This is a genomic window from Mycobacterium sp. E3198, from assembly GCF_001667015.1.
Lineage (GTDB): Bacteria > Actinomycetota > Actinomycetes > Mycobacteriales > Mycobacteriaceae > Mycobacterium.
This window is the reverse complement of the sequence record NZ_LZIS01000244.1, coordinates 44,166-62,812: the sequence shown is the minus strand read 5'-3', so window position 1 is coordinate 62,812 and position 18,647 is coordinate 44,166. Positions and strand designations below refer to the sequence as shown.

At 71.0% G+C, this 18,647-nt stretch carries 18 protein-coding genes; 8 read left to right on the top strand and 10 right to left on the bottom strand.

What is annotated here, in order from left to right:
• The first annotated feature begins 7 nt into the window (after positions 1 to 7).
• Together A5673_RS25240 and A5673_RS25235 are read left to right on the top strand one after the other, a co-directional pair.
• The gene (locus tag A5673_RS25240) at positions 8 to 1,582 is read left to right on the top strand and encodes a class I SAM-dependent methyltransferase (protein ID WP_068238894.1); all 1,575 of its coding nucleotides are present in this window, start codon (positions 8 to 10) and stop codon (positions 1,580 to 1,582) included.
• A complete protein-coding gene (locus A5673_RS25235; protein ID WP_068238924.1) occupies positions 1,579 to 2,142 on the top strand; it encodes an NUDIX hydrolase in 564 nt (187 codons plus the stop codon). Before A5673_RS25240 ends, A5673_RS25235 begins: the two co-directional genes overlap by 4 nt.
• An 8-nt stretch (positions 2,143 to 2,150) precedes the next feature.
• Here the strand turns inward: A5673_RS25235 and A5673_RS25230 are convergent, their stop codons facing one another.
• The 4 genes from A5673_RS25230 to rfbD all read right to left on the bottom strand — a co-directional run bounded on the left by A5673_RS25230 (position 2,151) and on the right by rfbD (position 5,985).
• A complete protein-coding gene (locus tag A5673_RS25230; RefSeq protein ID WP_068238892.1) occupies positions 2,151 to 3,005 on the bottom strand; it encodes a hypothetical protein in 855 nt (284 codons plus the stop codon).
• Between the two features lie 107 nt (positions 3,006 to 3,112).
• Entirely contained in the window at positions 3,113 to 4,192 is a 1,080-nt protein-coding gene (locus tag A5673_RS25225) for a sugar phosphate nucleotidyltransferase (protein ID WP_068238890.1), read from the bottom strand.
• 1 nt (position 4,193) lies between these two features.
• Positions 4,194 to 5,093, bottom strand: coding sequence for a glycosyltransferase family 2 protein (locus tag A5673_RS25220; RefSeq protein ID WP_068238888.1), 900 nt, complete (start codon positions 5,091 to 5,093; stop codon positions 4,194 to 4,196).
• The gene (gene rfbD, locus A5673_RS25215; protein ID WP_068238886.1) at positions 5,086 to 5,985 is read right to left on the bottom strand and encodes a dTDP-4-dehydrorhamnose reductase; all 900 of its coding nucleotides are present in this window, start codon (positions 5,983 to 5,985) and stop codon (positions 5,086 to 5,088) included. The genes A5673_RS25220 and rfbD overlap by 8 nt, the downstream gene beginning before the upstream one ends.
• Positions 5,986 to 6,060: 75 nt before the next feature.
• Between rfbD and A5673_RS25210 the strand changes: the two genes are divergently transcribed.
• A complete protein-coding gene (locus A5673_RS25210) occupies positions 6,061 to 7,533 on the top strand; it encodes an LCP family protein (protein ID WP_369806525.1) in 1,473 nt (490 codons plus the stop codon).
• Positions 7,521 to 8,246 (top strand): TIGR03089 family protein, encoded by a 726-nt coding sequence (locus A5673_RS25205; RefSeq protein WP_197518468.1) that lies wholly within the window; start codon positions 7,521 to 7,523, stop codon positions 8,244 to 8,246. Before A5673_RS25210 ends, A5673_RS25205 begins: the two co-directional genes overlap by 13 nt.
• Before the next feature lie 125 nt (positions 8,247 to 8,371).
• Here A5673_RS25205 and A5673_RS25200 read toward each other — a convergent pair whose 3' ends face one another.
• Both A5673_RS25200 and A5673_RS25195 read right to left on the bottom strand, forming a co-directional pair.
• A complete protein-coding gene (locus A5673_RS25200; RefSeq protein WP_068238884.1) occupies positions 8,372 to 8,851 on the bottom strand; it encodes a hypothetical protein in 480 nt (159 codons plus the stop codon).
• Positions 8,852 to 8,964: 113 nt separating this feature from the next.
• Positions 8,965 to 9,435, bottom strand: a complete 471-nt coding sequence (locus tag A5673_RS25195; RefSeq protein ID WP_068238883.1) for a hypothetical protein — start codon at positions 9,433 to 9,435, stop codon at positions 8,965 to 8,967.
• Positions 9,436 to 9,811: 376 nt separating this feature from the next.
• Between A5673_RS25195 and A5673_RS25190 the strand changes: the two genes are divergently transcribed.
• Entirely contained in the window at positions 9,812 to 10,093 is a 282-nt protein-coding gene (locus A5673_RS25190; protein ID WP_068238882.1) for a DUF1490 family protein, read from the top strand.
• Between the two features lie 45 nt (positions 10,094 to 10,138).
• Positions 10,139 to 12,235, top strand: a complete 2,097-nt coding sequence (gene ctpC / locus A5673_RS25185) for a manganese-exporting P-type ATPase CtpC (protein WP_156748612.1) — start codon at positions 10,139 to 10,141, stop codon at positions 12,233 to 12,235.
• 9 nt (positions 12,236 to 12,244) lie between these two features.
• Here ctpC and A5673_RS25180 read toward each other — a convergent pair whose 3' ends face one another.
• The gene (locus A5673_RS25180) at positions 12,245 to 12,904 is read right to left on the bottom strand and encodes a cation transporter (protein ID WP_068238877.1); all 660 of its coding nucleotides are present in this window, start codon (positions 12,902 to 12,904) and stop codon (positions 12,245 to 12,247) included.
• Positions 12,905 to 13,083: 179 nt separating this feature from the next.
• Between A5673_RS25180 and A5673_RS25175 the strand changes: the two genes are divergently transcribed.
• Together A5673_RS25175 and A5673_RS25170 are read left to right on the top strand one after the other, a co-directional pair.
• Positions 13,084 to 13,998, top strand: a complete 915-nt coding sequence (locus A5673_RS25175; protein ID WP_068238871.1) for a class I SAM-dependent methyltransferase — start codon at positions 13,084 to 13,086, stop codon at positions 13,996 to 13,998.
• Positions 13,999 to 14,010: 12 nt separating this feature from the next.
• The gene (locus tag A5673_RS25170) at positions 14,011 to 15,216 is read left to right on the top strand and encodes a CoA transferase (RefSeq protein ID WP_068238869.1); all 1,206 of its coding nucleotides are present in this window, start codon (positions 14,011 to 14,013) and stop codon (positions 15,214 to 15,216) included.
• A gap of 8 nt (positions 15,217 to 15,224) precedes the next feature.
• Here the strand turns inward: A5673_RS25170 and A5673_RS25165 are convergent, their stop codons facing one another.
• The 3 genes from A5673_RS25165 to A5673_RS25155 are packed head-to-tail and all read right to left on the bottom strand — an operon-like array spanning position 15,225 to position 18,422.
• Positions 15,225 to 15,674, bottom strand: coding sequence for a response regulator (locus A5673_RS25165; RefSeq protein WP_068238867.1), 450 nt, complete (start codon positions 15,672 to 15,674; stop codon positions 15,225 to 15,227).
• Positions 15,649 to 17,280 (bottom strand): ATP-binding protein, encoded by a 1,632-nt coding sequence (locus A5673_RS25160; RefSeq protein ID WP_068238865.1) that lies wholly within the window; start codon positions 17,278 to 17,280, stop codon positions 15,649 to 15,651. Before A5673_RS25160 ends, A5673_RS25165 begins: the two co-directional genes overlap by 26 nt.
• Entirely contained in the window at positions 17,277 to 18,422 is a 1,146-nt protein-coding gene (locus A5673_RS25155) for a PP2C family protein-serine/threonine phosphatase (protein WP_082958945.1), read from the bottom strand. Before A5673_RS25155 ends, A5673_RS25160 begins: the two co-directional genes overlap by 4 nt.
• Positions 18,423 to 18,647: the final 225 nt, after the last annotated feature.

Genomic DNA, 18,647 nt, shown 5'->3' with positions numbered 1-18,647 from the left:
TGGGCCCATGCAGTTCGCGGGCAAGGCGGCGGCGTCGGCCGACAAGGTCCGCGGCGGCTACTACACGCCCGTCCCGGTGGCCCGGTTCCTGGCCGCCTGGGTGCGCGGGGCCGGGCCGCGGATCGTCGAGCCGTCCTGCGGCGACGGCCGGATCCTGCGCGAGCTGGCCGCCCGCGGCGGCCGGGCGTGCGGCGTCGAGCTGATCCCCGGCGAGGCGGCCAAGGCCCGGCGGTTCGCGCCCGTCGACGCCGAGAACCTCTTCACTTGGCTGGCGCGGGCCGAGCCCGGCGGCTTCGACGGCGTCGCGGGCAACCCGCCCTATATCCGCTTTGGCAACTGGGCGCCCGATCAGCGCGACCCCGCCCTGGAACTGCTGCGCCGCGAGGGCCTGCGGCCCAGCCGGCTGACCAACGCCTGGGTCCCCTTCGTCGTCGCGAGCGCGGTCCTGGCTCGCGACGGCGGACGGGTCGGCCTGGTGCTGCCGGCCGAGTTGCTCCAGGTCGGCTACGCCGCCCAGCTGCGCGAGTATCTGCTCGGCCGGTTCCGCGAGATCACGCTGCTGACGTTCGAACGGTTGGTGTTCGACGGCGTCCAGCAGGAGGTGGTGCTGTTCTGCGGTGTGGTCGGGCCGGGCCCGGCGCGGATGCGCACCGTGCACCTCACCGACGCCGACGCTTTGGCGGGCGCGGAACTCGATGCCGCGTGGGCCCCGGCGCTGCTGCACGAAAAGGAGAAGTGGACCAAGTACTTCCTGGACCCCGCCGCGATCCGGCTGCTGCGCACGCTCAGAACATCGCCGGCCATGACCCGGCTCGGGGCGCTCGCCGGCGTGGACGTCGGGATCGTGACGGGCCGCAACAGCTTCTTCACGTTCACCGACGCCCAGGCCGACGAGCTGGGGCTGCGGGCGCACTGCGTCCCGCTCGTCTCGCGCAGCGCCCAGCTGTCCGGGCTGGTCTACGACACCGACTGCCGCGCAACCGACGTCTTGGCGGGCCGGCGGACGTGGCTGCTCGACGCGCCGCCCGAACCGACCGACGCCGCCCTGCTCGCGCACCTGCGCGCCGGTGAGTCCGACGGCGTGCACCGCGGCTACAAGTGCTCGATCCGCGAGCCGTGGTGGACCACCCCGTCGCTGTGGGTGCCCGACCTGTTCCTGCTGCGCCAGATCCACCGGTCGCCGCGGCTGACCGTCAACGCCGCCGCGGCGACGAGCACCGATACCGTGCACCGGGTCCGGGTCGCGCCCGGCGTGGAACCGAGCGCGCTGGCCGCGGTGTTCCACAACAGCGTCACGTTCGCGTTCGCCGAGATCCTCGGCCGCAGCTACGGTGGGGGCATCTTGGAACTGGAACCCCGCGAAGCCGAGCAGCTGCCCATTCCCCCGCCCTCGCACGCCGGCGCCGAACTCGCCTGCGACGTCGACCTGTTGCTGAAGGCGGGCGAGGGCGACAAGGCGCTCGACCTCGTCGACCGGCACGTGCTGATCGACGGGCTCGGACTGCCCGGCGAGGTGGTCGGCCGGTGCCGCGCAGCCTGGGTTGCGCTCCGGGATCGCCGGGCCAGGCGCGGATCCCGTTGAGCCTCCGGGATTCCGCGATCTCGCTGCTGAGCGACTGGCGGCCGACCGACCCGGCGCAGGACTCGTTGCGGCACGCCGTGCTGGCCTTCGTGCACGCCCGCCCCGACGCGTGCCGCCGCGAGTGCGCCGCGGGCCACGTCACCGCGTCGGCGCTGGTGCTCGACCACACCGGCTCGCGGGTGCTGCTGACGCTGCACCCGCGGCTGGGCCGCTGGGTGCAGCTGGGCGGGCACTGCGACGACGACGACGCCGACGTCGTCGCCGCGGCGTTGCGCGAGGCCACCGAGGAGTCCGGGGTCGCCGGCCTGCGCATCGGGCCCGAGCTGGCCGCCGTGCACGTCCACCCGGTCACCTGCTCGCTCGGCGCGCCCACCCGCCACCTGGACCTGCAGTTCGTCGCGCACGCGCCGGCCGGCGCGCAGATCGCCATCAGCGACGAGTCCGACGATTTGCGGTGGTGGGCCGTCGACGCGTTGCCGGATGGCACCGATCACGCGCTGGCGTACCTCGTCGCCCGGGCCATCGCCGAGATCGACGCCAGCGCGCAGAAGTGCGAGTAACTCGCGCGCTAACGTCGATCTCGGCGATAGCCACGGTGGACGAGGGACTCATACGCCCGGCGGACGATCTCGTCGGGTCGATGCTCCGCGACGACCCGGATCACGGTCCAACCCAGCTCGGAAAGCTTCCTCAGCCGGTCGATGTCCTTGACGAATTGCCTTCGATCCGTGCGGTGTTGGTCGCCTTCATACTCCAGCGCGACCATGTAGTTCTCCCAACCCATGTCCAGCACACCGACCAATCGCCAGCCCTCGCTGACCGGTATCTGCGTCGTCGGTTTCGGCAGGCCGGCGTCCATGAGAAGCAGCCGCAGCCAGCTTTCCTTCGGGGAGGCCGCGCCGCCGTCCACCAGGGGCAGCACCTCCGCCAGCCGTCGCAGGCCGCGGGCGCCTTTGTACCGCTTCGTCAAGACGGAGACGTCTTCGAATGAGTACGGCTTTGCACGCATCAATGCGTCGAGGCGAGCCAGCGCCTGACCGCGCGGCAGATGCCGACCAAGGTCGAAGGCGGTGCGGGCGACAGATGTCACTTGTAGCCGCTTGACGACGGTCACCTCGTCGTCACCCAGCGTCTCGTTCCGGACGATCAGCCCACGCTGGGGCCGGGCACTCCTCGAGACCAGCTCGACGGGTGTATCCACGTCGACCCACCGCGCACCGTGCAGCGCGGACGCCGCGGCGCCGGCGACCACCGCTCGCCGTCGCGACCAGAGCCAGGCGCCAAGGATGCGGTCATCCAGCGACGGCTCGTGCCGCCTCGGGATGTAGACGTCGCGAAAGACCGGCCGATACCACCGGCGCAGCTGATACTCGGTGAAAGCGCCCCCCGCGACCGCTTCGCTGCCCAAGAACACCTCCGCCATGCAGCGATGGTGGACGAGACCACCGACACGCTCACCGAGATCGACGCCAGCGCGGAGAAGTTCGAGTGGGCCTCGCGGTTACGTCGATCTCGACGCAAAAGGCGGCCTCAGACGTCGGACGAGTAGCGGATCCCGCCGTCGGGAATGGCGACGCCGGGCCACACCCGGGCGCCGCGCAGCAACTCGCAGCGCGCGCCGATGTCGGCGCCGTCGCCGATCACGCCGTCGCGGATCAGCGCCCGCGGGCCGATGCGCGCGCCGAAGCCGATGATCGAGCGCTCGATCACGCTGCCGGCCTCGACCTTGACGCCGTCGAAGATCACCGCCCCGTCCAGGCGGACGCCGGGGCCGATCTCGGCGCCGCGCCCGACGACCGTGCCGCCGATCAGGACCGCGCCCGGGGACACCGCCGCGCCGTCGTGCACCAGCTGCTCGCCGCGATGGCCGTGCAGCGCCGGCGACGGGGCGATCCCGCGGACCAGGTCCGCCGATCCGCGGACGAAGTCCTCCGGGGTGCCCATGTCGCGCCAGTAGGTGGCGTCGACGTAGCCGCAGACCTTGACCGCCGGGTCGGACAGCAGGGCCGGGAACACCTCGCGCTCCACCGAGACCTCGCGACCCCGCGGGATCCGGTCGATGATCGCGCGTTCGAAGACGTAGCAGCCGGCGTTGATCTGGTCGGTCGGCGGATCCTGCGTCTTCTCCAAAAACGCTGTGACCCTTCCGGTTTCGTCGGTCGTCACGCAGCCGAAGGCCCGCGGGTCGCCCACCCGCACCAGGTGCAGGGTGACGTCGGCGGAGTTGGTCCGGTGGAATTCCAGCATCTGGCCCAGGTCGGCGCCGGACAGCACGTCGCCGTTGAACACCATCGCGGTGTCGTGGCGCAGGTGCGCGGCGACGTTGGCGATGCCGCCGCCGGTGCCCAGCGGCGACTCCTCGGTCACGTATTGCATCTGCAGGCCCAGCTTGGAGCCGTCGCCGAACTCGGCCTCGAACACCTGGGCCTGATACGACGTGCTCAGGATGACGTGCTCGATGCCCGCCGCGGCGATCCGCGACAGCAAATGGGTCAGGAACGGCAGCCCGGCGGTGGGCAGCATCGGCTTGGGCGCCGAGAGCGTCAGCGGCCGCAGCCGGGTGCCCTTGCCCCCGACCAGGATCACGGCGTCGACGTGCGGGCGCGCCACGTCAGCGCCGCCCTCGCGCCAGGGTGCGCCTGCGGCTGCGCAGCGAACTGCGCACCATCAGCCGCGACCGCGCCGCCAGCGAGGCGCGCAGCGTCCAGCGCAGCGGCGCGCGCGACCAGCCGGCATTGCGGTCGGCCAGGAATTGGTAGGTGCTCTTGTGGTGGGCCGCCAGGTGGATCGCCGGGTCGTGGCCGGTGGAGTGGCCCTTGTGGTGCAGAACCTCGGAGGACGGCACGTAGACGCTGAGCCAGCCGGCCTTGCCCAGCCGGTCGCCGAGGTCGACGTCCTCCATGTACATGAAGTAGCGCTCGTCGAACCCGCCGACCTGGCTGAAGGCCGACCGCCGCACCAGCAGGCACGACCCCGAAAGCCAGCCCACCGCGCGTTCGCTGGGCTCGAGCCGCTCCTGGCGGTAGGCCGCCGTCCACGGGTTGCGCTTCCAGAACGGGCCGATCACCGCGTGCATGCCGCCGCGGATCAGGCTGGGCAGGTGGCGCGCCGACGGATACACCGACCCGTCGGGGTCCCGGATGAGCGGGCCCAGGGCGCCCGCGTGCGGCCAGCGGGTGGCCGCGTCCAGCAGGGCGTCGATGCTGCCCGGGCCCCACTGCACGTCGGGGTTGGCCACGATCACCCAGTCGCCGTTCTCGTCCGGGCTCTCGTCCAGCTGCGCGACCGCGCGATTCACCGCGGTCCCGTACCCGAGGTTCGCGCCGGTGTCGAACAGCCGCACGTTGGGGTAGCGCTCGACGGCGTCCTGCGGGGTGCCGTCGGTGGAGCCGTTGTCGGCCAGCAACACGCTGACGGGGCGCTCGGTGGCCAGCGACAGGGAGGCCAGGAACCGCTCCAGGTGCGGGCCCGGCGAGTAGGTCACCGTCACGACCGGCAGGATGTCAGTCACGCGTCGAGGGTAACGGTCGGTCGCGGTCCGATGCGGCCAGCGCCGCGACAAGCGCAGCGCGCCAGGGCCTTAACGGCGTCAGGCCCGCCGCCGCGGACTCCTGGCCGCCCAGCGCGGAGTAGCTCGGCCGCGGCGCCGGGCGCGGGAACTCGTCGGTTTTGACCGGCCGCACCCGCTCGGGGTCGGCGCCGCACTCGGCGAACACCGCGCGGGCCTGCTCGAAGCGCGACACCACACCCTCGTTGGCGGCGTGCAGGATCGGGCCCGGCACGCGCTCGTCGGCGACCTGCAGCAGCGCGACGGCCAGGTCGGCGACGTAGGTCGGCGACCCGGCCTGGTCGTCGACGACGTTGACCGGCCCGTCCCCGGCGGCCAGCCGGCGCATGACGGCGACGAAGTCCTTGCCCGTCCCGCCGGTGTAGAGCCAGGCGGTCCGCACCACGACGGCCGACGGCAGCGCGGCCAGGACGGCCTCTTCGCCGGCCAGCTTGGACAGCGCGTACACGCCCCGCGCGTCGGTCTTGTCGCTGGGCTCGTATGGGCGTGGGTCGGCGCCGGGGTCGCCGGTGAACATGTAGTCGGTGGAGACGTGGATCAGCCGGGCGCCGGCGCGGGCGCAGGCCCGCGCCAGGATTTCCGGGCCGGTCGCGTTGACCGCGTAGGCGCGCGCCTCGTCGCTCTCGGCGCCGTCGACGTCGGTGTAGGCCGCGCAGTTGATGACCACGTCGCCGGCGCGGATGTTCCGTTCCGCCGCGGCCGGGTCGGTGATGTCCCACTGCGCCGACGTCAGCGCGAGCACCTCCCGCCCCCGCTCGGTCGCCAGCCCCGCCAAGCAGCTGCCCAGTTGCCCCCCGGCCCCCGTGATCACGATTCGTTCTGACCTGCCCGACATGTCGTCGAGTCTGGCACGGCCCGGGCACGCCGCCCCCGGCTACCCGCGAAGCCGCTGTGTCACAAGTAACCTATTGTGATGCCTGTGCAACGTGTGGTTCGTGTGGTTGCCACTGTGCTGACCGTCGCGGTCGTTGTCGGCACCGGGATGGCCTGGGGCAACGTGCGCGCGTTCGAGGACGGCATCTTTCACATGTCCGCGCCCTCGCTGGGCAAGGGCGGCGACGACGGCGCGATCGACATCCTGCTGGTCGGGATGGACAGCCGCACCGACGCGCACGGCAATCCCCTGTCGCAAGAGGAGCTGGCCACCCTGCGGGCCGGGGACGAGGAAGCGACCAACACCGACACGATCATCCTGATCCGGATACCGAACAACGGAAAGTCGGCGACGGCGATCTCGATCCCCCGGGATTCGTACGTCGCGGCGCCCGGGCTGGGCAAGACCAAGATCAACGGCGTCTACGGCCAGACCAGGGAGGCCAAGCGCGCCAGCCTCGTTCAGGCCGGGGCGTCGGCGGCCGAAGCGGCGGCCCAGGGCACCGAGGCCGGCCGCGAGGCCCTGATCAAGACCGTCGCCGACCTCACCGGCGTCACCGTCGACCACTACGCCGAGATCGGCCTGCTCGGATTCGCGTTGATCACCGACGCGCTCGGTGGCGTCGACGTCTGCCTCAAAGCGCCCGTGTTCGAACCGCTTTCGGGAGCCGACTTCCCCGCCGGGCAGCAAAAGCTCGACGGCCCCGAGGCGCTGAGCTTCGTGCGCCAGCGCCATGACCTGCCGCGCGGCGACCTGGACCGCGTGGTGCGCCAGCAGGTGGTGATGGCGTCGCTGGCCCACCGGGTCATCTCCGGCAAGACGCTGTCCAGCCCCACCACCCTGCGGCGCCTCGAGGCGGCCGTACAGCGCTCGGTGGTGATCTCCTCGGGTTGGGACGTCATGGATTTCGTCCAGCAGATGCAGAAGCTGGCCGGCGGCAACGTCGCCTTCGCGACCATCCCGGTGCTCGACGGGGCCGGCTGGAGCGACGACGGCATGCAGAGCGTGGTGCGGGTGGACCCGCATCAGGTGGCCGACTGGGTCGCCGGCCTGCTGCACGATCAGGCCCAGGGCAAGACCGAGGAGCTGGCCTACACCCCGGCGAAGACGACCGCCAGCGTGCTCAACGACACCGACATCAACGGCCTGGCGGCCGCGGTGTCAGAGGTGTTGAGCTCCAAGGGGTTTGCCGCCGGCGCCGTCGGAAACAACGACGGCGCGCACGTGAAGAGCAGCCAGGTGCGCGCCGCCAAGACCGACGACCTGGGCGCCCAGCAGGTCGCCAAGGAGCTGGGCGGGCTGCCCGTCGTCGCCGACCCGGCCGTCGCCGCCGGAACGGTCCGGGTGGTGCTGGCCAACGACTACACCGGGCCCGGGTCGGGGCTGTCCGGCGGCGGTGCCGCCGTGTCCGCCCGGGTGTCGAACGCCGCCGCCGGGGCCGACCCGAACGTGCCGGCGCCGTCGCCGATCCTGACCGCCGGGTCCGACAAGCCCGAGTGCATCAACTGAGCACGCTCGCCGGGGCCATCCTGGATCCGATGGTGCGGGCCGACCCGGTCGGCCCGCGCATCACCTACTACGACGACGCCAGCGGCGAGCGCATCGAACTGTCCGCCGCCACGCTGGCCAACTGGGCCGCCAAGACCGGCAACCTGTTGCGCGACGAGCTGGGCGCCGGGCCGGCCAGCCGGGTCGCGATCCTGCTGCCGGCGCACTGGCAGACGGCGGCGGTGCTGTTCGGGGTGTGGTGGATCGGCGCCGAGGCGGTGCTCGAACCAGCGGACGCGGACGTGGCGCTGTGCACCGCGGAGCGGCTGGACGAGGCCTTTGAAATTACAGCGACGGGCGCCGGCGAGGTGGCCGTGCTGTCGCTGGACCCGTTCGGTCGCCCGGCTCCGGACCTGCCGATCGGTGTCACCGACTACGCCACCGCGGTGCGCGTGCACGGCGACCAGATCGTCGGCGAGCCCCGGCCCGGCCCGGCGCTGGCCGGGCGATCCGTCGGCGACGTCCTGGCCGACTGCGAAACATCCGCCGCCGCACGGGGATTGACGGCCGCCGACCGGGTGCTGTCCAGCGCGTCCTGGGCGCGACCCGGCGATCTGGTGGACGGCCTGTTGGCCATCTTGGCCGTCGGCGCGTCGCTGGTGCAGGTGGCCCATCCCGACCCGGCGGCCCTGGCGCGCCGGGTCGAGACGGAAAAGGTCACCCGCGTCCTCTGAGGCGCGGTTGCCGAACGGAGCCCATGGGAACGCCCGAGGAGGTCGGTGGGCGACCAAGGAGTGCTCTTCTGGTGCAGAAGTCTTGGTCCTGTCGTCGTCGAAGGTGTCCGGCCGGGCGACTCTGGTCAGGCGCCGCAAAGGTGGCTATAGCCATACTTCTGTGAGCACCAGATGTCACCTGCGTTCGCGTCGGTGAGTTCGGCGTCGCTGTGGGCTAAGTGGAGGACAGTGACGCCGTCTGGGGCCACGACGAGCTCGGCCTTCCACGCCGTCTGCTCGTTGATGTCACCGTCCAGTCCAGCGCCCCAGGCGCCGATGCGCTGCACCAACCTGATCGCGAGACCCGGGCCGTCGCCCTGCGTCCAGCGTATGGTCCACCGCTCGCCGTCGCGGGCGCTGGACCCGAGCACGATCGTGCCGGTGCCGTCTGGCGCGATCGTCATCGCGCTCAGGTGCCTCTGCCAGTCCCCGACGTAGTCGCCGCGCGACGCCTGAATCGACGGCACCACCGGCGGATCCGCGTTGGCGACCGCGGCACCCGCAATGATGAGGGATACGGCTGCTGCGGTGAGAGCCGCGATCGAGCGGGCAGCAATTTTCAGCATGGCGGATGTTCCCTTCTGGGTTATTTGGTTGCATCAAGAACACGACGACAGCTCGACCTTGCACCACATGCCTAGTGGGATACCGGTTCACAGCAATCAGCGGCGCCGGCACCTCACCCCAGTTGGTAGGACTCACGCGATACATGGAAGAAATGGCCGGTGTTGCTGTTGGTGCACGTCACCCCCGAAGGCTCACTGTCGCAGGTGATCGCGCCGACCGTTCGTGAATGGCCGTAGTCGAGGGTCGGCCACGGCAAGGGAGTCTGGTTGGGAAACTTCCAGCAGCCCGCGCGTGGCGGCTCCGTGTCGTCCGAGCGGAAGGCAACCCCGACAACCCCGCTTGGGCAGGCTTGTGGTAGCTGCCAGGTGTAGTCGGACAGCTCGCACTGCACGTAGTTGCTGCCCGTCTGCTTGACGCCGTTCAGTACGAAGTCGGACTGCAACGACATCGAGCAGTTGATGTTTCCTGACGGTGACAGAAAGTCGAACTTGGTGTCGGCGTGTGCGGTCGGCGGCAGGGCGGTGGCTGTCGCCGCCGCCGCGGTGGCGATCAGCGCGAGCTCAGCGATCTTGATCGCCTTCATCTGTTTGTCCCCTTGTCCTCGCGGCCCCGGACGGGCCGCTCTCACAGGTGAGATGAACCGCGGCCCGGACGCCTTTGGCCGTGCCCAGGGTGAGCAGCGGCACTGGAGCAAGTGGATATCGCCCGGGCCGCTACCGATCCCAACATCTCGCGTCCTCCGGTCACGATGACCCGCACTGACCCACTACCAACGGCTAGCGACCGGTCCGATCCTTGATGCGCCGCGTGACGTCGCCAATGGCCAGGGCCGCCTCGCCCCACCGCGCTGCGGCGGCTGACCGCGCCGGCCGCCCGCAATACATGTTGATATCGCAATATTTCAATGTTAACGTCGTGCAAGCACGGGTAGACCTCGCGACGACAGGAGGGTTGAGGCGATGGCGGTGTACGGGCTCTTGGCAAAGGCGGCGGGCACGTTGGTCACCGGCCTGGTCGGCGTGACGGCCTACGAGGTGGTGCGCAAGGCCGTGGCCAAGGCGCCGCTGCACGAGACGGCGGTATCGGCGGCGGAGCTGGGGCTGCGCGGCACCCGCAAGGCCGAGGAGGCCGCCGAGTCGGCGCGCCTCAAGCTCGGCGACGTCATGGCCGAGGCCCGCGAACGCGTCGGCGAAGAGGCGCCCACCCCCACGGTCGCCGACGCCCACGAGCACGAACACTGACCCAAAGGTTCTGCCTTGCAAGTGGTTTCGGACGCCGCCGGGCGCATGCGGGTCTCGGTCGACTGGGTGCGCGGCGACTCCCGTCGCGCCGTCGCGGTCGAGGAGGCCGTCGCCAAGCAGCCGGGGGTGCGGGTGGTGCACGCCTACCCGCGCACCGGCTCGGTGGTGGTCTGGTATTCGCCGCCGCGCTGCGATCGCCCCTCGGTGCTGGACGCGATCGGCGCCGCCGCGCGCGTCGCCGCCGAGCTGATCCCGGCGCGCGCGCCGCATTCGTCGGAGATCCGCAACACCGACGTGCTGCGCATGGTGATCGGCGGCGCGGCGCTGGCTTTGCTCGGCGTGCGCCGCTACGTGTTCGCCCGGCCGCCGCTGCTCGGCCCGAGCGGCCGGCTGTTCGCCACCGGCGTCACGGTTTTCACCGGCTACCCGTTCCTGGCCGGCGCGCTGCGCTCGCTGCGCTCCGGGCGCGCCGGCACCGACGCGCTGGTCTCCGCGGCCACCGTGGCGAGCCTGGTGCTGCGGGAGAACGTCGTCGCCCTGACCGTGCTGTGGCTGCTCAACATCGGCGAGTACCTGCAGGACCTGACACTGCGGCGGACCCGGCGGGCCATCTCCGAGCTGCTGCGGGGAACCCAGGACACGGCGTGGATCCGCCTGCCCGACGGCCAAGAGATCCAGGTCCCCATCGACAGCCTGCAGATCGGCGACGAGGTGGTGGTCCACGACCACGTCGCGATACCCGTGGACGGCGAGGTCCTCGACGGCGAGGCGATCGTCGACCAGTCCGCGATCACCGGGGAGAACCTGCCCGTCAGCGTCGCGGTCGACTCGCGGGTGCACGCCGGCTCGGTGCTGGTGCGCGGGCGGCTGGTGGTGCGCGCCCGCGCCGTCGGCAACCAGACCACCATCGGCCGCATCATCGCCCGGGTCGAGGAGGCCCAGCACGACCGGGCGCCGATCCAGACCGTCGGCGAAAACTTCTCCCGCCGTTTCGTTCCCACGTCGTTCATCGTCTCCGCCATCACGCTGGCCGTGACCGGCGACGTGCGCCGGGCGATGACCATGCTGCTGATCGCGTGCCCGTGCGCGGTGGGACTGGCCACCCCGACCGCGATCAGCGCCGCGATCGGCAACGGCGCGCGCCGCGGCATCCTGATCAAGGGCGGCTCCCACCTCGAACAGGCGGGCCAGGTCGACGCGATCGTGTTCGACAAGACCGGCACCCTGACCGTCGGACGCCCGGTGGTCACCAATATCGTTGCGATGCACAAGGATTGGCAGCCCGAGCAGGTGCTGGCCTACGCGGCCAGCTCGGAGATCCACTCCCGCCACCCGCTGGCCGAGGCGGTGATCCGCTCCACCGAGGAGCGCCACATCAGCATCCCGCCGCACGAGGAGTGCGAGGTGCTGGTGGGGCTGGGCATGCGGACCTGGGCCGACGGGCGGACCCTGCTGCTCGGCAGCCCGTCGCTGTTGCGCGCCGAAAAGGTGAAGGTGTCCAAGAGGGCCTCGGAATGGGTGGACAAGCTGCGGCGCCGCGCCGAGACGCCGCTGCTGCTCGCCGTGGACGGCACGCTGGTCGGCCTGATCAGCCTGCGCGACGAGGTGCGCCCGGAGGCGGCCGAGGTGTTGACGCAGTTGCGGGCCAACGGGATTCGCCGCATCGTGATGCTCACGGGCGACCATCCCGACATCGCCGAGGTGGTCGCCGCCGAGCTCGGCATCGACGAGTGGCGCGCCGAGGTGATGCCGGAGGACAAGCTCACCGCGGTGCGCGAGCTGCAGGACGAGGGCTTCGTCGTCGGCATGGTCGGCGACGGCATCAACGACGCCCCCGCGCTGGCCGCCGCCGACATCGGCATCGCCATGGGCCTGGCCGGCACCGACGTGGCCGTCGAGACCGCCGACGTGGCGCTGGCCAACGACGACCTGCATCGGCTGCTCGACGTGCGGGACCTGGGCGCCCGCGCCGTCGACGTCATCCGCGAGAACTACGGCATGTCCATCGCCGTCAACGCCGCCGGGCTGATCATCGGCGCGGGCGGCGCGCTGTCCCCGGTGCTGGCCGCGATCCTGCACAACGCGTCGTCGGTCGCGGTGGTGGCCAACAGCTCCCGGCTGATCCGATACCGCCTGGACTGACGGCCGACATCAGCAGCCGCAGTCCTGCCCGCGCCAGGCCCGCACCCCCTGCCAGCCCGCAATGCCGGCGATGGCCAGTCCGATCGCGGGGTCAAACCACCAATTGCTCGACGAAAGCGCCGTAATCGCAAGGCCGACCAGCACGCCGGCGGCCTGGGCCGCGCACAGGTAGTTCTGCGTGCCTTCCCCCTCGGTCGCGTGGGAGGACAGCCGCGCACCCAGCTTGTGGTTGGCCCAGCCCAGGACCGGCATCAGCAAAAAGCCGGTGGCCGTCAACGCGATGCCGATCACCGACGCCTGAGCGTGGTGTTGGTCGGCGAAGTCGCGAATGGACTCGGCGGCGACGTAGGGCGCCGTCAGCCAGAACGACACCGCCACCCCGCGCTGTGCGCGCCGCTCGGCCGTCTCGGACAGGGTTCGCGTGCCGCTGAAACGCCATATCACCACCCCGCTGGCCAGTGCCTCGGCGCCACCGCCCAGGGCCCAGCCGGTCAGCGCGATGGATCCGACCAGCAGGCCCTGCCACAGGCCGACGGCGCCCTCGACGAGCACCACCGCGAGGCCGATCCAGGCGAGCCGCCGCGCCCACTGCGCGCTGCGCTGCCAGCCGGCGTCACGCGTCGCGGCGACGACACCGCACTCGTCGGCGACGAGGGGAAGGCTGGTCATGGCGCGAGGCTAGCGGCGCCGGGGCGGGAACGCGCGCACCCACACGCGGCCGTAACCCAACCGTGCCTGCGCGGTGACGGCCGAAGACGCCGGAGCGCTTCCGCGGGCGCAACGCCACCGCCGGTTGGGTCTTTGGTCACCGTTATTGTGGCTAACGAGTCGACCGGCGAAGGGATGACATGGCGCGCAGCGACAACGACACCTGGGACCTGGCGACCAGCGTGGGAGCCACCGCGACCATGGTGGCCGCGGGCAGGGCCCGGGCGACCCGGGACGCGTTGATCGACGACCCGTTCGCCGAGCCCCTGGTGCGGGCCGTGGGCGTCGATTTCATGACCCGGTGGGCCGCGGGCGAATTGCGCTCCACCGACGTGGACGTTCCCGGCGCCCCGTGGGGCATGCAGCGCATGACCGACATGATGGCCGCCCGCACCCGCTTCATCGACGCCTTCTTCGCCGAGGCGGGCGAGGCGGGCATCCGCCAGGTCGTCATCCTGGCCTCGGGTCTCGACGCCCGCGCCTACCGGCTGCCCTGGGCGGCGGGCACCACCGTGTTCGAGGTCGACCAACCCGAAGTCATTGCGTTCAAGTCCGCCACCATCTCGGCGCTCGGCGCCACGCCCGCGGCCGAGCTGCGGGCCGTGTCGATCGACCTGCGCCACGACTGGCCGTCGGCGCTGCGGCGGGCCGGATTCGACGCCGGCCGGCCGGCCGCGTGGGCCGCCGAGGGGCTGCTCGGGTTCCTGCCGCCCGAGGCCCAGGACCGACTGCTCGATCAGGTGACCGAGCTCAGCGCCGACGGCAGCCGGCTGGTGGCCGAGGTGTTCTGGAACACCGGCGTCAGCGGGGACGCGCTCAACGCCGCGAGCGAAAAGTGGCGGGCCAACGGCCTCGACATCGCTTTGGGCGACCTGGGCTTCCCCGGCGAGCGCAACGACGCGGCGACCTACCTGGCCGACCGCGGCTGGCGGCCCGTCCGGACCCCGCTGAATCGGCTGTTGGCCGACACCGGGTTACCGTTGCAGCCCGAGGGCCCCGCCGCGCCGTTCGCCAGGAACTACTACTGCACCGCGGTGCTGCACGAGGCGGGTTAAAGGAAGGCCGATATGCCAAACGCCAAGCCCCCCAAGCCCCTTGACGGCTACCGGGTGCTCGACTTCACCCAGAACATCGCCGGCCCGCTGGCCGGGCAGGTGCTGGCCGACCTGGGCGCCGAGGTGATCAAGGTCGAGGCACCCGGCGGCGAGGCGGCCCGGCAGATCACCGTGGTGCTGCCCGGGCGCCCGCCGCTGCCCACGCTGTTCTGGCCCCACAACCGGGGCAAGAAATCGGTGGCGGTCGATCTGACCGACGAGGACAACAGGCAGCAGATCCTGCGACTGGCCGACACCGCCGACGTCGTCCTGGAGGGGTTTCGCCCACGCGTGATGGAGCGCCTGGGGCTGGGCCCCGACGACCTGCGGGCGCGCAATCCCAGGCTCATCTACGCGCGCCTGTCGGCCTACGGCGGCAACGGCCCGCACGGCAGCAGGCCCGGCGTCGACCTGATGGTGGCCGCCGAATCCGGCATGACCACCGGGATGCCCACGCCGACAGGCAAACCGCAGATCATCCCGTTCCAACTCGTCGACGCCGCCAGCGGCCACGTGCTGGCCCAGGCGGTGCTGGCCGCGCTGCTCAACCGGGAGCGGCACGGCGTGGCCGATGTCGTCCGGGTGGCGATGTACGACGTCGCGGTGGGACTGCAGGCCAGCCAGCTCACGATTCACCTGAACAAGCCGAGCGAGGCGCCCAAGGGCGATTCGGAGCCAAAAGCCAAGAAGCGCAAGGGGGTTGGCTTCGCCACCCAGCCGTCGGACGCGTTCAAGGCCGCGGACGGCTACCTGGTGATCAGCGCCTACGTGCCCAAGCACTGGGCGAAGCTGTGCGAGATCATCGGCCGCCCGGACTTGGCGGAGGACGAGCGGTTCATCGATCAGCGTTCGCGCGCAATGAATTACCCGGAACTGACCGACGAACTCGAGTCGGCGCTGGCCGCCAAGACCGCCGCCGAATGGGTCGAGCTGCTGCAGGCGGGCGGCCTGATGGCCTGTCTGGCCTACACCTGGAAGCAGGTGGTCGACACCCCGCTGTTCGCCGAGAACGAGCTGGCCCTGCGGCTCGGCAGCGGCGATCAGGTGATCACCGTGGTGCGCATGCCCGCGCGCTACGCGAGTTTCGACGCTTCGTCGTCCGGCTGGGCCACCGATCCGCCGCCCGCCCCGGGGCAGCACAACGAGGAGTTCCTCACCGCACCGGAAACCGCTTCCTAGCCCGGGGTTTACCTGCCCGGCAGCCGCACCACCTGAACGAAGAACTCGTCGATCTGGCGGACGGCGCTCATGAACTGGTCGAGGTCGACCGGCTTGGTGACGTAGGCGTTGGCGTGCAGTTCGTAGCTGCGCAGGATGTCCTCCTCGGCCGAGGAGGTGGTCAGCACGACGACCGGGATGCGGGCGAGGTCCGGATCGGACTTGACCTTCTCCAGCAGCTGCCGGCCGTCGTATTTCGGCAGGTTCAGGTCGAGCAGGATGAGGTCGGGGCGTGGCGCGCCCTCGAATTGGCCGCGCTGGTAGAGGAAGTCCAAGCCCTCCTCCCCGTCGTGCGCGACGTGCAGATTGTTCTTGAGCTTGTTGTGCTCGAACGCCTCTCGGGTGATGAGCTCATCGCCAGGGTCGTCTTCGACGAGCAGGATTTCGATCGCCCTACCGGCCGACGTCGCTGGTGTCAAGGTGGCTTCCTTCCGAAGTGACTGGTCTTGCCCCGCCCGCACCCACCGGCGCGGGAATCGGCAGGGTGAATTGGAATCGGGTCCCGTCGGTGTAGGACGTGTCGACCCAGATGGTGCCGCCGTGGTGCTCGACGATCTTCTTGCACAGCGCCAGGCCGACGCCGGTTCCGGAGTACACCTCGCGGCCGTGCAGGCGCTGGAAGATCACGAAGATCTTGTCGGTGAACTCTTCGGGGATGCCAATGCCGTTGTCCGACACGGAGAATAACCACTCATCACCGTGTTCGCCGGCGCGGCGTTCGCAGTCGATGACGACGCGGGGCCGGCGATCGGAGTGCCGGAACTTGATCGCGTTGCCGATCAGGTTCTGCCACAGCATCGTCAGCAGCGTGGGATCCCCGATGATGCGCGGGAGGGGCTGCGACGGCCGCACGATCTCGGCGTCGGCTTCCTCGATCGCGGCGGCGAGGTTGGCGACGCCGGGGGCCAGCGCCGCGTCGAGTTCGACCTCGGTTTCGGAGGTGCCCAGGCGGCCGACGCGCGAGAAGGTGAGCAGGTCGTTGATCAGCACCTGCATGCGCTTGGCCCCGTCCACGGCGAACCCGATGTACTCGATTCCGCGGCCGTCGAGTTGGTCGCCGTACCGCTTTTCGAGCAACTGGCAGAACGAGGCGACCTTGCGCAGCGGCTCCTGCAGATCGTGCGACGCGACGTAGGCGAACTGCTCGAGTTCGGCGTTCGAGCGCCGTAACTCGGCCGCCTGTTCATCCAGAAGCGTCCGGGCCGAGTGGGAGACCTCGAGCTCTTCGACGAGCCGTTCCCGCATGTTCTCCACGTCGATGGCCATGTTGCGGATGTCTTTGGGCCGCCGCGGGGGCGAAATGGTTTCGTCGAAGCTGCCGCGGGTGATTCGCCGGCACGCGTCGGTCAGCGCGGCGATCGGGCGGGTGACCGCGTTGCGCGTCAGGATCCCCAGCGCCGCGGCCGTGCCGAAAAACAGCAACACCATCGCCCCGAGCACCCTGTCCCGCCAGGCATCGGTGCGTTGGAGGTCGTCGACCGCGCGGTCGCGCGCGGCGGCGAGGTTCGCGTTTTGTGTGTCGAAAAGGCCGCGCAGGTGGTCGAATTCGGCCTTTCCGCGTTCGGCGGCCGGCCGGTTCGTGACGTTGCGGCCGCCCGGGGCCACGCCCTCGATCGACGGCTCGGCATACGTCACCCGCCACCTGGCGGCCGCCTTCTCGATCGCGTCGAGATCCGCCATCAGGTCGGGCCGCGGGCTCAGCCGGCGCCGCATCTCGGCGGCGGCCACCTGTTCCTCGTGCTGCCCGTCGTAGTACGGGGTGAGGAACTGGCGATCGTCGGTGATCACATAGCCGCGAATCCCCGTTTCCTGGTCCCGCAGCGCCGCCTGCAGCTGACCGGCGGCCACCCGCGCCGGCGCGATGCCGTCGATCACCGCGCGCGACATCTGGTCGGTGCGGTGCAGCAACGCCCAACCGACGATCGCTCCGGCGAGCACCATCACGCCCATCGTGAACAGCACCAGGAACTGCCAGCCGCGCACGGTGAGCTGGGCCAGGCGCGGCGCGCGCGGGGCGGGGCTCACGCCGTCGTCCGCTCGACGCGCAACACGGCGATGTCGTCGGTGAGCCCGCCGCGCGGCTCGGCGAGGAACTGGGCGCCGTCGATCAGCGCGTCGACGAACGCCGGGCCGGGCAGCTGCGCGTGCCGGCGGGCCAGCTCGAGCAGGCCGTCCTCGCCCAGCCGGCGGTTGCCCTCGCCCGAATACCCCTCGAAGAGCCCGTCGGTCAACAGCAGCAGGCCCCGGCCGGTGGCCAGGTCCAGATCGTGCTGCGGCCAGTCGTCGGCGCGCAGGCCCAGCGCCGGCCCGGCCGGGGGCTCGACCCATCCCACCCCGGTGCCGTCCTGAAGCAGCATCCCGGGATGACCGGCGCGCACCACCGTGACGCGCGGACTGTCGGGGTGGATTTCCAGGCTGAGCACCGTCGCGAAGATTCCGGTCCCGGTTCGTTCCGAGTGCAGCACCTGTTCGAGCCGCCGCATCAGTTCCACGCCGTGTACGCCGGCGAAGGTGAGCGCCCGAAACGCGATGCGCAGCGCCGCGCCCAGGGCCGCCTCGTGCGGCCCGTGGCCGGCGACGTCGCCGATCAGGACGTGCACCACCCGGTCGGGCGTCTGCACGACGTCGTAGAAGTCGCCGCACAACAACGCGTCCTCGCGGCTGGGCCGGTAGCGGGCGACGATGTCGACGCCGGGCTCCTCGAGCAGCAGCGGCGAGGGCAGCAGCCCGCGTTCCAGCAGCGCGTTTTCGCGGGCCCGCAGCCGGCTGGCATGCAGGTCGGCGGAGATGAGCTCGGCCCGTTTGCGCTCGATCGCGTACAGCAGCGCGCGCCGCAGCATTTCGGGCTCGACGCGTCCCTTGACCAGGTAATCCTGCGCGCCGGCCGCGACGGCGGACGCCCCGAAGTATTCGTCGTTCAGCCCGGTCAGCACGACGATCGGAACGGTGGCGTCGCGCTTGGCGATGCGGTCCAGCGCGTCCATCCCGCTGGCGTCCGGCAGGTGCAGGTCCAGCAGGACGCAGTCGGGCCGGGCCGTCGCGAGCTCGCGTTCCGCATGCGCCATCGACTGCGCCCAGATCACGCGGATGTCGGCGACCGCGTCCGCGATCAGGTCCTCGACGAGCACCGCGTCGGCGCGGTCGTCCTCGACCAACAACAGCGACAAGGACTGCCAATGCGCCGCTTCAGTGACAGGAGTGCGCACCGGATCAAGTCCCGATCGTCCGAAGGTGCGCCCGGGTAGCCGCGTTTTTCACCTGAGACCCCCTGGCCGCGGTAAGACGCTTTGCTATGTAATTTCGGTCGACGTGGATGACCGGTGCCTGCTCACCGGCTCTGTGTTCGGCCTCACCACCCGGAGTGGTTGCCGTCGGAGATGATATGCGGTCCG